Below are 12,794 nucleotides of genomic sequence, written 5' to 3'. Positions count from 1 at the left end.
TTGGGGCTGTTTTTGAGAAAACAGCCCCAAAACAGAATCATCTCCTTATCTTCGCACTGCACCTATCTACCAATCATCTTGCAGTACCTTCTCCTCAACAAGCCCTTTGAAGTGCTCACCCAGTTCACTGATGAGCAGGGCCGTCTGACCCTGAAAGATTTTGTGCCCGTGCCCAATGTTTACCCCGTTGGGCGGCTGGACTATGACAGCGAAGGTTTGGTACTGCTCACGAATGACAAGCAACTACAGCACCGCCTCTCTGACCCCAAATTCAAAGTAGAGAAAACCTATTGGGTACAGGTAGAAGGCGTGCCCACCGAGGAGGCGCTGGACCAATTAGAGAAAGGCGTTCTCATTCAAGGCAAAAAAACCACCCCCGCCAAGGCCAGACTACTGGAAGAAGTGGAACTCTGGGAACGGTCAAAACCCATCAGGTTTAGGGCCAACATCCCCACCACGTGGGTAGAGATCAAAATCAGCCAAGGCATGAACCGGCAGGTGCGCAAAATGACCGCGGCCGTGGGCTACCCTACGCTTCGGCTGGTACGGGTGGCTATTGGCCCGCTTCAGTTGGACGGCCTGCCCCCCGGCCAATACCGGGAACTCACCCCCCACGAGGTGAAACAGCTAAAGGAACTGGCCAAACCTATCAATACTTTTCAACGCCCCTACAAGCGCTGGTAATTCCTGTTTTGGAGCTGTTTTGGAAAAAGTAAGCCAAAAACAGGAATGGACGCCAACACTTGAAGTTCCTACAGACGCTATTAGTTTTTGGGAGAATGGCTGCTTGTTTATTGCTGATTTTTGGGTGATGGAACGGGCGAGGTACTCCGGTCTCGTGCCCTGGGATGGGGCGGGTCTCCAGACTTGCCGGGAACCGCACGGTGGTCAGCCATGCACCCCCCCCTACCTCTCCCGGGAGGGGAGTATCTGCAAGGCGTAGGGCAAATGGCGGGTGACCGTACCTCAGCAATGCGTGGACCGGCAGGTGTCAACATCCCCCTTCGCCCCCTTCAAAGGGGGAGTATTGGAGAGAGTTCTGAGTCCTGAGTCTTGAGTCCTTTCTTTACGCCCAGGCACTTCAGTACGAATGAAGCAGCAATGCCTGGTTTCGCCGCCGTGCCGCGAGGGCAGCCAGAGACCGCCCGTCATCAGTAGGCACGCGTCTGAAGGCCCGCGCCAGCGCGTGATGAGGGAAACCATTCGCAACAGGCAAGCAACAATGAACAATCAACGATTCCCCCGACTGATGTGCGCAGCACGGGCTCGCCACAGGCTAGCGGATCAGTAGTAGTTACCTACTGGAACAGATATAACCAGTGAGGCTGATCAGGAGAGGAACCCAGACCAGTCGTGGGGGTGAGCGCCTCTGTTAATACGGTGCCGCTCCAGCGGCAAGGCCGGAGGGCCTAGTTTTAACAGCAGTGCTCACCCCCACGACGGGCCCCGCGGCCGTGAGCGCTTACCGGAAAAGATGAAACATCACAGTGAGTGAGGCATTGCGTCAAACGCCAAAGCCAGGGGAACAGCAGTCTACGCATTGCCACTGCAGCAGTGAACAGCGTACTACGTATGCATTTCCACAGCAGCAATTGGCAGGCACTCAGCTCAGGCAGCCCAGCCAAAGGCAACAGCAGACTACGCATTAGCCACTGCAGCAACAACAATGCAATAGTAGAGCTTTAGAGACCCTGCATCCAAGGGCACAGCCAAGAAAACAGCTGACCACTCCTTCCTGCGGCAGCCAACCACCAGCTATCAACCGTCAAAAGCGCAGGGTATGCTGCCAATCCCTGACGCATGTTCGTGCAGAAAAACTTTCGGCCTTGGCCAAAAATGACATTGTGTCACATATGGCAGGCCAAATCCCGTTGGCATAGGTCTTGTTACTAAGAGGAAAAACAAGTTTTAATCAGGAACTACTTAAAATAAAACTATAGCAATGGGAAAAATCATAGGCATTGACTTAGGAACTACCAACTCTTGCGTTGCCGTAATGGAAGGGAACGAACCAGTGGTGATTCCGAACAGCGAAGGCCGCCGGACTACTCCGTCCATCGTGGCATTCCTGGACAACGGGAACGGTGAGCGTAAAGTGGGAGACCCTGCCAAGCGTCAAGCCATCACCAACCCACAAAATACCATCGCGTCCATTAAACGTTTCATGGGCCGCGGTTATTCAGAAGTAAAAGATGAAACCAGCCACGTGTCTTATAACGTGCAGTCTGGCAGCAACAACACCGTGCGCGTGAAAATTGGCGACCGCGAGTACACCCCGCAGGAGCTTTCAGCCATGGTGTTGCAGAAAATGAAGCAGACTGCTGAGGACTACCTGGGCACCACCGTGACCGAGGCCGTGATCACCGTTCCTGCCTACTTCAACGACGCTCAGCGTCAGGCCACCAAAGAAGCCGGTCAGATTGCCGGTCTGGACGTGAAACGTATCATCAACGAGCCTACTGCCGCTGCGTTGGCGTACGGTTTAGATAAGAAACATGCCGACCAGAAAATTGCCGTGTACGACCTTGGTGGTGGTACCTTTGATATCTCCGTTCTGGAGCTTGGTGACGGTGTATTTGAAGTATTGTCTACCAACGGTGACACGCACTTAGGTGGTGACGACTTTGACCAGGTAATCATCAACTGGCTGGCCGACGAGTTCAAGGCGGAAGAGAACATGGACCTGCGTCAGGACCCAATGGCCCTGCAGCGTTTGAAAGAAGCCGCTGAGAAAGCCAAGATTGAGCTTTCGTCTTCTTCTGAGACCGAAATCAACCTGCCTTACATCACCGCCACGCAGACCGGTCCTAAGCACTTGGTGCGCAAGTTAAGCCGCTCTAAGTTTGAGCAGTTGGCAGACTCCCTGGTGCGCCGTTCTATGGAGCCGGTTCGCAAGGCGTTGCAAGACGCTGGCCTGCAGCCAAGTGACATTGACGAAGTGATCCTGGTGGGTGGTTCTACCCGTATCCCTAAAATTCAGGAGGAAGTAGAGAAATTCTTCGGCAAGAAGCCATCTAAAGGGGTAAACCCAGATGAGGTAGTAGCCATTGGGGCTGCTATTCAAGGTGGGGTATTGACCGGTGAAGTGAAAGACGTACTTCTTTTGGACGTGACTCCGCTTTCCTTGGGTATTGAGACCATGGGCGGCGTAATGACCAAACTGATAGAGTCGAACACCACCATCCCAACCAAGAAGTCAGAGACGTTCTCTACCGCCTCTGACAACCAGCCAAGCGTGGAGATTCACGTGCTGCAGGGTGAGCGCCCCATGGCCCGCGACAACCGCACCATCGGTCGTTTCCACTTGTCAGACATTCCACCAGCACCACGTGGTGTTCCGCAGATTGAAGTGACGTTTGATATTGATGCCAACGGTATCCTGCACGTGTCTGCCAAAGACAAAGGCACCGGTAAAGAGCAGAAAATCAGAATTGAGGCTTCTTCCGGACTATCTGAGCAGGAAATTGAGCGCATGCGCAAAGAAGCAGAGGCCAACGCCGAGGCAGACCGCAAAGCCAAAGAAGAAGTAGAGAAAGTGAACCAGGCTGACTCTATGATCTTCCAGACTGAGAAGCAGCTGAAAGAGTACGGCGACAAACTGTCTGCCGGCAACAAAACCGCCATTGAGGGTGCCCTGGCCGACCTGAAGAAAGCGCATGAGTCTAAAGACTTAGCCGCCATTGACAGCGCCATGGAAAACATCAACAATGCGTGGCAGGCAGCCTCTCAGGAGATGTACGCCGCCACCGGCGGTGCCGGGCAACCAGGCGCTGACGGCGGTTTTGCCGGCGGCCAGCAACCAGGCGGAAACGCCGGCGGTGGCCAACAGACCAGCAGCGGTGACAACGTTACCGATGTGGACTACGAAGAAGTGAAATAATTTAAGATAGGTTTAGTTGAGGAAAGCCTCACCGCGTTGCGGTGGGGCTTTTTTTGTACCTGACAAAATCTAAGAAAATTACCTTTTGCTACTTTGCATCAAAGGAGACAATATGGTACAAGACAAAGGCTTAGAAAGCGGAGCTTCAAACGATAACATTGTTAATAGACTTTGATGAAACTGATCTTTTTCCATTCTATCTTCTAACGCATCTGAACAGCCAACTTCATAGATAAAAATAAATGGTTGAAGAAAAGTATGGCCTCTCAATTGTTTAGAATTTTCCTTAACGGCAACAGATGATATCGCAGTCTTAAGCATAGCTTTCACTACTTCAGGTGCCCCTTTAGAGAAAGTAATATTTTCTAATTCACCATTTTTATTTAGATCAAACTTCATAAAGACAACCGACTGAATACATAACTTATCAAGCTCCTCCCAATTAGGATTATTCAAATTGCTTGAAATAGCTTGAGACAACTCTTCAATAGTTCTTACACGTTTAGTTTGCGCAAATAAAACTTGAGAAAACATTAGCAAAAAAGAAACCATCACAGCTGTATTGGCTTTCATAAGGTTGATTCGTCTCATTTCCATTAGTTACACTCCGTTCCAGTTGTTTTATGTAAATGATGTGGAATACGAAGAAGTGAAATAATTTAAAATAGGCTTAGTTGAGGAAAGCCTCACCGCAATGCGGTGAGGCTTTTTTTTTTGCAAATTGAAAGTCGTAATCATTTCGTTATCAGACATACTTTTTGCTAAACAGAAAGATAGATGCCACTCATTAAAATCAATAATCATCTGTAATTGGAATAGTATCTTCCTTCAAATAAAAATCTACATTATAAACTTTTCCCTTTTTAACTCTTATATCGCCAGTAGTGATTGGAAAGTAAGGAAACGTTAAAGCGGAGAGCTTAAATCTCTTTTTATATTTTAAAGTAATTGAATATGTACCTTCCTTGTTAAGAGGACAACCAGTTGAGTCTATTATTATAGCGGCCGAAAAAGGGGGAGTTTTAGATGTTTTCTTATCCAAGAACCTACCCCTGAAGATGACGCTATCAGGATGTCCATTAGAAAAAACTGAAACTTTGATTTGGCCATATTCGTTAGGGAACCTTTTACTCCCTAGGTAACTGTTTTGCACACATGAAAAACACAGAAATATGACAAGGCATGAATTATAATAAAACAATTTATTCATAACTTGAGGAGTTCACATCTTTAATATAGGGTATAACAAAAGACAAAGTGATTAATTGATACTTAAAGAAGTAAACTAACATAAAAATGAATATTGTTAAAAAATATATCTCTCCACAATGCAGTATTTATTTTTAAGAGGATATATTCTATCATATTAAAAAACACAAACCATCACAACATCCTATCACTGAATATACAATCAAAGACTTTCACCTTTTCATCACTATACTTATTCGGCACTTTAACATCTGAAACCTCTGAAAAAACAAAACGATGATCAAGAAGTTGGTGATAAGGAAAGTATTGAGAAACCTGTCCTACTACTTTGTGATAGCTGCCTGATTCAAATTCTTCCGGGTTATAAATTTTAATATTCTTCATTATGGGTTCTCTTTCTACCCTTTGGAAATAGATATAAAAACCTTTAACAAGTACACTAATTTGAATATTAAAAACCTCTACAACCTCAGTTTCATTAAGATTCTTAATTGCACACCTATAGCAGGGCTCTTTAAGTATCAGCAATGTGTTATCAGTAACTTGTTCTTCACCATAGTACTTTTTTAGGTAATCTAAAAAAGAAATCCATATTCCATTATTAGCTTCGGCAAGGTTACATATTTTTGAAAGTTCAGGCAGACTTGAATTGGTAGGGTACTTATCAAAACTATATTCCTGCAAACTTGGATAGGCCTTTTTTATTACACTAATTATTTGATTTGCTTCATTTTTCATAATATTACTCACAACCTCCCCAACCAAGAAACACAGGACTAGACGCTTGATTTGAAGATAAGAAATTAAGGCCGACATTAATTCTACTAACATTTCCTCCTTCCAGTTTATCCATTTATGTTTTAATTTTACTTGAAAATAATTGGTAATAAAAATTTAATGCACCTGGCAAAAAAAACCGCCCCATAGGTAGTAGCTATATGCTTTTTGCCTTATTTAGTTGCTGTCGTAGTATATTCGAGCCCCATGCCTGGTTTAACTATAGTAGAAAGCCTTATTAATTCGGATTTATTAATGCTATAGAAATACTATTACATAAGCAAGGCTTTTCTATAGCATTATAGAACTAAGTGCAGCTAAAGCAAATCCTTGTAGCGTTGTAGCTTAAGAAGCTGAAATAGTTTAGCTCCATTCATTTCATTTTGATTCAGTTTGAAAGAAAGCTCTTTCAAAATCATTGATTCTAATATTTCAAGTTCTGCTGGAGTAATTATTGTAGTCTCAGGAAGAATGAACTCTAACTCTAATATCTTGCCTAAGTCATTAACATAAAAGGTAATCAACATACTGTAATCTGACGTAGACAGTTGTTCAAGCCTTTTCGTGCCTAGTGCTGATAAAAATATATTATTTAATTTAAGTTCAGAAATCAGTTCAATATTAGTCAAATGGGGTGGGGGATTCTTTTTTAACTTTTCATTAATAATATTTTTGCCATTTGCGACAGCAATAGCTTTCTTATAATTATTTGAAGAGCCGGTTATTTTATAAGTGGTACTTTTTCCCTTTGCATTGCTGCGTTCAAATGCGTTTTGTCCGAGGCAGATGCCCAGTTGTAGGGACAGCACGACGATGGCGGATAACATGATTAATGCTTTCATAAAATTTTATTTATAGTTTGAAGAATTGTACACATTGAATATCGCGCCTGGCTCCAAATCGCTCGCAATTGTATTGGCATAGTCCGGAAAGGCATTCTTAAAGGCAGGTATAAACTTATAATAATCAAGACCAAATTGAGAAAAGGAACTTGGCAAAGTTCTTCCATCATTGGTTACTGTATAAACCCAAGCATTGAAATCAGCATCTGTAATCATTGAGGCAAGCATTCCAGATTGGTATAGTTCATTTATCATGCCAAACAGTTTAGCCTCGAACTCAATGTTGGCGCTGCCGGGCTTACCCAGGTATTGGGCAGTGCCTCCCTGATGGTACTTGTCTTGGTAGGCATGGAAGAGTTCCTCTTGGAGCGTGCCGAAGTTCATAGAATTTATGCCTTTGAAAGTTATGCTCTTTTCAATCGGGCTGTAGCTGCCTAATCCGTTCAGGTTTGGATTTGTCTTGAAGTCAAATTTTAAATTATTTGAATGTAATGCATTTAATAATGCGGCTCCGGTACAATTCTCAAAGATTTTATTCAGAATACTCTCCAGTTTGGCTCTCTCAGCATCTGTAAGAGTGGAGGTATTTATTAAATTGTCCAACCTTGGAGATAAGACTTTAGGAATATCAATTACTACTATATTTCCACCTCCATACCCGCCACCATCCCAACCATCAGCTGGCTCAAGTTGCTCTGTATAGAAAGTTTGACAAAGAGGTACAGAATCATACCCAACCAGATAGGGCTCAGTTCAATAATCAGGACCTTCTAGTCTGACTGTACAAGTTCTCTCCCAAATCTCTACATAACCATAGTCATTACAATAGCTGCGAGCAGATTGCTTTTGTTCAATGACAGACTCTTTTACCGAGGCAACAAGTTTACCTTTCTCATAAGAATAACCGTTTACAAAACCACCCTCTAAGGTGGTGTAGAAGATTAAACCGCTGAAGTCTTTTGGCTTTGTCTTGTATTCAATTTTAGTCAACTCAACACCAGTAGTTGAGTATGCATGCATTAGTGCTGCAATCAGTTCTCCTGTTCTTTTATCCTTTGAAACTAGAAGTTTAGAATTGCCGTTTGGCTTTACAGTTGATCCCTTTAATTTAAACGCTAAACTTTTTTCCTATCTTAACTGGTACCTCCACTACGTGATACCGCATATCTTCCACAATTTTAGCCTTTTGCCATTGCGGCATTACATTAGGGTAAACCCTCTTAGTCTTTTTCTTGTTTTCACTACCAGTTTTACCTTTTGAGTTTGCAATTACAGCAGAATAAAATTCTTGAGCCTGCAAAACAGTTAGATTTTGAGGATCAGATTGTTGGCCTAGTACACTATCATCTTCTTGGCAACTTCCTAAGAAAATAATAACCGCAAGGGCGAAGAGAAGGGAACAATACTTTTTCATGAATTTAAATTATAGTTTATAAAAATTATTTAGCTAGATACTTAATGAAATAGAAGATGAATATTTCTAAACTATTGAAATATCAGATTTGGTGCAAATATTAATTTAGTTCTTTTTCACTGGAAGTTACTTTACTGAACAAGCCCTAAAAATTTTAAAAAAATTTTGAAATTGTTTAAAGTTGTCTTTCGGTCTGCAAAGGGGTATCAAAAGAACCTGACTTCGTCTTTTTCTCTCTCCATAGCGCTCTTATGCTGCTCAAAGAATGCATCGCCAGAACCTTTCGCGCCCCATTTTCGCCTGCAAAATCAAAATTTAAACAAACTCTTAAAAGCTTCTCACAACCAACACCTTACCTCCCCGTAAACAGAAGCTTACGAAAAAATTTATGCATTACGCCATCTACTCCCGAAACGGTACCCCCGCCTTTTTAGAAGAGGAAACACTGGTACTTGCCAAGACCACCCTGAAGGTGCTGCCTGAGGTCAGCCCTATTGCTGTACTAGATGAAGAAGGCTGTTTATACCCCATCAGAAAAGAGGGGCATAAGCATTTAGAAGAGGCCTTGTCTGCTGCGAATTATTTGGACCTGGATTTCAAGAAGGTGTCAAACCCCATTGGGCTCAACTAAACAAATCAACACCAGCACCTAAGGCCACTCTACTAAAGAGTGGCTTTTTTTTCGGCCCTGCCGAAACCCTTTTCCTGTTTTTGGCCTGTTTTTCCTAAAACAGCCCCAAAACGCAACCGCTCTCCCCCTGTGGCTTTTTTGATTAACCCGCAGTGTGCGCAGGTCTTCCCACAGAACCGTTGTAACTTGCAGCCTCAAAAAAGTACCTGCATGAATTTTGTCACCCTTGATTTTGAAACCGCCACCCCTGAGCGGGACAGCCCCTGTGAGATTGGATTAACCTTTGTCAGGAACGGGCAGATCACCAACACCCAGGCGTGGCTCATCAAGCCCAGGTCTTACCCGTACTTCAACAGCTTTAACATGGCCGTGCACGGTATCCAGCCAAAGGAAGTGGCCCACGCCCCAGAGTTTCACCACCTCTGGCACGAGCTGAAGCCGCTGCTGCAGAACCAACTGGTCATTGCCCATAACGCCAGCTTTGACATGAGCGTTTTGCGCGCCACCCTCAACACCTACCAACTCCCCTTCCCTGAGCTGCAGTACGCCTGCAGCGTGCAGTTCTCCAAACAAGTATGGCAGGGGCTGCCGCAGTATGATCTCAAGTCGCTCTGCAACCGGCACGGCATCCAGTTCAAGCACCACCGGGCCGCGGCAGATTCTTACGCCTGCGCAGAACTGACCTTGCGTGCGCTGAGACAGGTAAACTGCAGCAACCTGGTGGAGTTCCCTGAGAAACTGAAAATCAACTTCGGCCGGCTCTATGACGGGGGCTACACCGCCTCTTCTGTGAAAAAAGCGCCCAAACCCAGAAAAAGCTTTCCCTATTAAAATAGCGGTGTCTGTTTTCGCTGATTTCTGTAAAAAACAGGCCGAAAAACAGACACCGCCCGTGAAGTGTCGCCTTACAGGCTTACCGATGCAGCCCGCGCCGGCGGAGGTACGCCAGTAGTTCCCTTGGCCGGTCTGTCTGGATGATGTTGGCCCCCTTTTCCAGAACCCAGCCCCAGCTTTCATCAGGCTTTTGCCCTTCCACGGCCAAATCATCATGATGCCGGGCGTTGAGGCTTGGCCACAGCGTGTTCACCCACACCCGGGCCCCGCCCTTTTTAATGGCCTGAAACTCCTGGAGCACGGCAGAGGTATCGGTTTTGAAGACAATCTCAAATGCCGCGGGCTTCAGCTCCCGCTGGTAGTCTGCCATAATCTGGCGGGTCTCCTTCTTCTCCAGCCACACCACCGGCATAAAGGGGACTTTTTGCAAGACCTCCCCATTTTCCCGGGCCACTTTGCCGTAAGGGTGACCGCTTTTCAGAATGGTCTGCTGCCGCGTGCCAGTGGCTTCCAGTACCGCGTAGGCCTCTCTAAAATAATCATAGCCTTTGTCAAGGTTCACCATCACTTTGCCTTTCATGAGCAGCAGGGCCTCCTGCAGGGTGGGAACGCGGTGCTCTGTGACAACGCCGTGCCCGCCTTTGAGGTACAGCTTTTTGACCTGGGCCAGCGTATGGTCAGCCACTTTGCCCTTACCGTTGGTGGTGCGGTCCAGGGTTTGGTCATGCAGGAGCACCAAATGGCCGTCCTGGGTTTTCTGGATGTCTATTTCCAGAATGTCTACGCCCATGTCTATGGCATTCTGAATGGCCTGCAAGGAGTTCTCAGGGGCATTACGCCAGTCGCCGCGGTGCGCCACCACCAGCACCTGTTTTCCCTGGGGAGAATGGAATTCCTTTAAAATTGTGTCTAAAGGATTTCTGGGGACCGGGGCGTGCATTTGCTGGGAGGGGCTGCAGCTTAGCAGCAGCAGCAAGGCCGGAACAACCGTAAATTGCGTGAGTCGCATAGAACGTGCGGGTTAGTTGGCAGCCAATATATTTATTTGTTTCAATCCCCCAAAACCTGAAGGGGACTCTTCTTAAAATGCCTGAAGCGGTAACAAGTTGATCTGCCTCCCCTGGAGTACCAGGCCCCGCAGGTGGCAGCGTAACAGTTTCTGTTTTCGGCCTGTTTTTGAGAAAACAGGCCTGAAACGCTACTCGCGCCCTAGTTGGGTAACGCCTACGTAGCTGCGCCCACCGTTCACCAGCACTTTCCATTGCTTTTTAACCAGGGCCCGTTTGATAAACTCGTTCACAAAACCGTGGGCCACCAGCACCGCCACGCCCTTCACCCCCGCCTCCTGGGCTAACTGCTCTGCCGCCAGCGCGGCCCGCACTTTGGCTTTCCTGAAACTTTCCATGTCTTTCTGGTGAAGCCCCAAAAACCATAGAACCCTAGACGGAACCTGCCACCAGCTTAACGGGAACCTCCCCATCGGCAGCCCCCAGATGCTGCTTTCAAACTCCCTGAACACCGGGTCTACCACCAGTTCGGCCTGTGGCCCGAACAGCATGTGCGCAGTGGCCATGGCCCGGGGCAGCGGACTGCAGTAGACTTTTTTAACCGGAGGAAGTACCGGAGGTAGTTGCGAGGATAAGATCTCCTCCACCTCTGCCACCTGGTAGTTCTGCAAAAACTGCTGCGCCTGGGTTTTGCTGAACCAGCCGCGGCGGTCAACCAGAGGCCTGGCGTGCCGAATGAGGAAGATTTGTTTCATAATATTTTTGTGATTAGAAAAAAGCTGTTGTACACCTGCTGAAAGCGTATTAAGAAATGTGACAATTCAGTACATTTGTCCTTTATACAAATGTTATGAATAAAATATTACTATCTTTTACTTTACTCTTTCTTAGTTTTATAGCTTTCGCCCAAAGAGATTACAAGCCGGGTTATATTCTCCAAAACGGTGATACAATCCGGGGATATGTCAGTCAAAAGGATGTTGTAAAAAGCAGTGACAAAGTCTCTTCAAAAGCTCACCAGAAGGCGCAGCAGTAGTATATACACCATACACAATTGGCGGCTATGGAGTATCAGACGGCGACCTGTTTGAGACAAAACAAATAGGGGCCGGAGATTCAGTTCTTTACCGTTTTTTGAAAATTTTAGTCTCTGGCCACACCAGTTTGTATTCCTTCAAAGGTGACAACCCAAGAGTTACTTATTTTCTAACAAAAAAGGGCACCCTTCATGAATTAGTTCAGAACACAGTTACAGAAGTACTCCCTAACGGTCAAAAAGTAGCCAAGAAATATGATCTCTACAAAGGGGTGCTGCAAGAACTGACCACAGATTGCCCTGAGTTGGCCACTGACAGAAAGAAACTTGAATATAACCAGAAAAGCTTAAGTGAATTTGTAGTAAACTATAATAATTGCCAGAGTCCCAACAATGTGAGATATGTGGCCCATCCTGCAAAGGCTGAATTTTCTTGGGGATTATTGATAGGCGGCGGCAGTACAACTTTAGAAGTTTCAGGCACTATACCAGAGGAGTTTAATAAGAAATACAATTCCTCTTTTTCACCCATGGCCGCTTTACAGGTTAGTTCAACTCTGCCATGGGTAAGTAAAAAGCTATCTGTACAGCTTGAAGGTCACTACAACAGAATGCATTTCACTGATAATCTTTCAGCTAGTCAAGGGATTAGAAGGTATGAGTATGATCTAAACATTGATTTACATTATCTCAAACTGCCTCTACTTCTGCGCTATACTATTCCTATAGGTAAAGTTGAACCCTATTTTAATGTTGGAGTAGCCTATTCTTTTGCCTTTAAGCATAAACAAGACGTTACTCTGACTACTACTTTCCCCTCAGGCACTACTATGGAGTCGCGTTACTTTATGCAGAAATATGATCCTCGTGAAAACAATGAAGGGTACAGTGAATCATTCAGAAATTATTCTCAATCTCTTTTATTTGGCACAGGAGTTAAAATCCCAGTTTGGGCAAAACATTCTATTTCTTTTGAAGCCAGGTATGAGATGAGCAACGGCTTTTCAGAACTTGTAAACACCAGTACTAATGTTAGGCAAATATATTTCTTAGCAGGCTTCACATTGAAGCTGTTTAGAGTTTAATAACTTCCAAAGAATTAGGGAGGTAAAAGTGTTTGCGACAACATTTCTCACCAAGCCCTAACTCAATGGAAGCGATAAG

The 12,794-nt window shown here is 45.4% G+C and carries 13 protein-coding genes; 5 read left to right on the top strand and 8 right to left on the bottom strand.

Annotated features, from left to right (window positions below; translation table 11 throughout):
• Entirely contained in the window at positions 1-684 is a 684-nt protein-coding gene (locus A8O25_RS20865; protein WP_241499111.1) for a pseudouridine synthase, read from the top strand.
• A 1,258-nt stretch (positions 685-1,942) separates the two neighbouring features.
• The gene (dnaK, locus tag A8O25_RS20860) at positions 1,943-3,880 is read left to right on the top strand and encodes a molecular chaperone DnaK (protein ID WP_066839350.1); all 1,938 of its coding nucleotides are present in this window, start codon (positions 1,943-1,945) and stop codon (positions 3,878-3,880) included.
• Between the two features lie 78 nt (positions 3,881-3,958).
• Here the strand turns inward: dnaK and A8O25_RS20855 are convergent, their stop codons facing one another.
• The 6 genes from A8O25_RS20855 to A8O25_RS20830 form a co-directional block, all read right to left on the bottom strand.
• Positions 3,959-4,453 carry a hypothetical protein gene (locus A8O25_RS20855; RefSeq protein ID WP_153042864.1) on the bottom strand — a complete coding sequence of 165 codons (495 nt, stop codon included), beginning with the start codon at positions 4,451-4,453 and terminating at the stop codon, positions 3,959-3,961.
• A gap of 810 nt (positions 4,454-5,263) precedes the next feature.
• Entirely contained in the window at positions 5,264-5,920 is a 657-nt protein-coding gene (locus A8O25_RS20850; RefSeq protein ID WP_066839346.1) for a hypothetical protein, read from the bottom strand.
• Positions 5,921-6,183: 263 nt separating this feature from the next.
• Positions 6,184-6,708, bottom strand: a complete 525-nt coding sequence (locus tag A8O25_RS20845) for a hypothetical protein (RefSeq protein ID WP_066839344.1) — start codon at positions 6,706-6,708, stop codon at positions 6,184-6,186.
• Positions 6,709-6,714: 6 nt separating this feature from the next.
• Complete coding sequence (locus tag A8O25_RS20840; protein WP_066839342.1) at positions 6,715-7,311, bottom strand: hypothetical protein; 597 nt, start codon at positions 7,309-7,311, stop codon at positions 6,715-6,717.
• 150 nt (positions 7,312-7,461) lie between these two features.
• Complete coding sequence (locus A8O25_RS20835; protein WP_066839340.1) at positions 7,462-7,728, bottom strand: hypothetical protein; 267 nt, start codon at positions 7,726-7,728, stop codon at positions 7,462-7,464.
• Between the two features lie 88 nt (positions 7,729-7,816).
• The gene (locus A8O25_RS20830; protein WP_066839338.1) at positions 7,817-8,122 is read right to left on the bottom strand and encodes a hypothetical protein; all 306 of its coding nucleotides are present in this window, start codon (positions 8,120-8,122) and stop codon (positions 7,817-7,819) included.
• A 388-nt stretch (positions 8,123-8,510) separates the two neighbouring features.
• Between A8O25_RS20830 and A8O25_RS20825 the strand changes: the two genes are divergently transcribed.
• Positions 8,511-8,753, top strand: coding sequence for a hypothetical protein (locus A8O25_RS20825; RefSeq protein WP_066839336.1), 243 nt, complete (start codon positions 8,511-8,513; stop codon positions 8,751-8,753).
• Positions 8,754-8,963: 210 nt separating this feature from the next.
• Positions 8,964-9,584, top strand: a complete 621-nt coding sequence (locus A8O25_RS20820; protein ID WP_066839335.1) for a 3'-5' exonuclease — start codon at positions 8,964-8,966, stop codon at positions 9,582-9,584.
• 82 nt (positions 9,585-9,666) lie between these two features.
• Here the strand turns inward: A8O25_RS20820 and A8O25_RS20815 are convergent, their stop codons facing one another.
• Together A8O25_RS20815 and A8O25_RS20810 are read right to left on the bottom strand one after the other, a co-directional pair.
• A complete protein-coding gene (locus A8O25_RS20815; RefSeq protein ID WP_074988007.1) occupies positions 9,667-10,596 on the bottom strand; it encodes a glycerophosphodiester phosphodiesterase family protein in 930 nt (309 codons plus the stop codon).
• 189 nt (positions 10,597-10,785) lie between these two features.
• A complete protein-coding gene (locus tag A8O25_RS20810) occupies positions 10,786-11,349 on the bottom strand; it encodes a histidine phosphatase family protein (RefSeq protein ID WP_066839333.1) in 564 nt (187 codons plus the stop codon).
• 379 nt (positions 11,350-11,728) lie between these two features.
• Here A8O25_RS20810 and A8O25_RS20805 point away from each other — a divergent pair, with 379 nt between their 5' ends.
• On the top strand, positions 11,729-12,715 hold the full coding sequence (locus tag A8O25_RS20805; RefSeq protein WP_161947805.1) for an outer membrane beta-barrel protein: 987 nt from the start codon (positions 11,729-11,731) through the stop codon (positions 12,713-12,715).
• The last annotated feature ends 79 nt before the right edge of the window (positions 12,716-12,794 follow it).

This window comes from Rufibacter ruber (assembly GCF_001647275.1).
GTDB lineage: Bacteria > Bacteroidota > Bacteroidia > Cytophagales > Hymenobacteraceae > Nibribacter > Nibribacter ruber_C.
The sequence above is the reverse complement of the archived record's forward strand: the minus strand, read 5'-3'. Positions and strand labels throughout refer to the sequence as shown.

What these genes read in the sequence shown, in the direction of transcription:
- A8O25_RS20850 (WP_066839346.1), bottom strand. Translation starts at nt 5,920, where the DNA reads ATGTTAGTAGAATTAATGTCGGCCTTAATTTCTTATCTTCAAATCAAG.
- A8O25_RS20820 (WP_066839335.1), top strand. Translation starts at nt 8,964, where the DNA reads ATGAATTTTGTCACCCTTGATTTTGAAACCGCCACCCCTGAGCGGGAC.
- A8O25_RS20835 (WP_066839340.1), bottom strand. Translation starts at nt 7,728, where the DNA reads ATGCATGCATACTCAACTACTGGTGTTGAGTTGACTAAAATTGAATAC.
- A8O25_RS20815 (WP_074988007.1), bottom strand. Translation starts at nt 10,596, where the DNA reads ATGCGACTCACGCAATTTACGGTTGTTCCGGCCTTGCTGCTGCTGCTA.
- dnaK (WP_066839350.1), top strand. Translation starts at nt 1,943, where the DNA reads ATGGGAAAAATCATAGGCATTGACTTAGGAACTACCAACTCTTGCGTT.
- A8O25_RS20855 (WP_153042864.1), bottom strand. Translation starts at nt 4,453, where the DNA reads ATGAAAGCCAATACAGCTGTGATGGTTTCTTTTTTGCTAATGTTTTCT.
- A8O25_RS20830 (WP_066839338.1), bottom strand. Translation starts at nt 8,122, where the DNA reads ATGAAAAAGTATTGTTCCCTTCTCTTCGCCCTTGCGGTTATTATTTTC.
- A8O25_RS20825 (WP_066839336.1), top strand. Translation starts at nt 8,511, where the DNA reads ATGCATTACGCCATCTACTCCCGAAACGGTACCCCCGCCTTTTTAGAA.
- A8O25_RS20845 (WP_066839344.1), bottom strand. Translation starts at nt 6,708, where the DNA reads ATGAAAGCATTAATCATGTTATCCGCCATCGTCGTGCTGTCCCTACAA.
- A8O25_RS20810 (WP_066839333.1), bottom strand. Translation starts at nt 11,349, where the DNA reads ATGAAACAAATCTTCCTCATTCGGCACGCCAGGCCTCTGGTTGACCGC.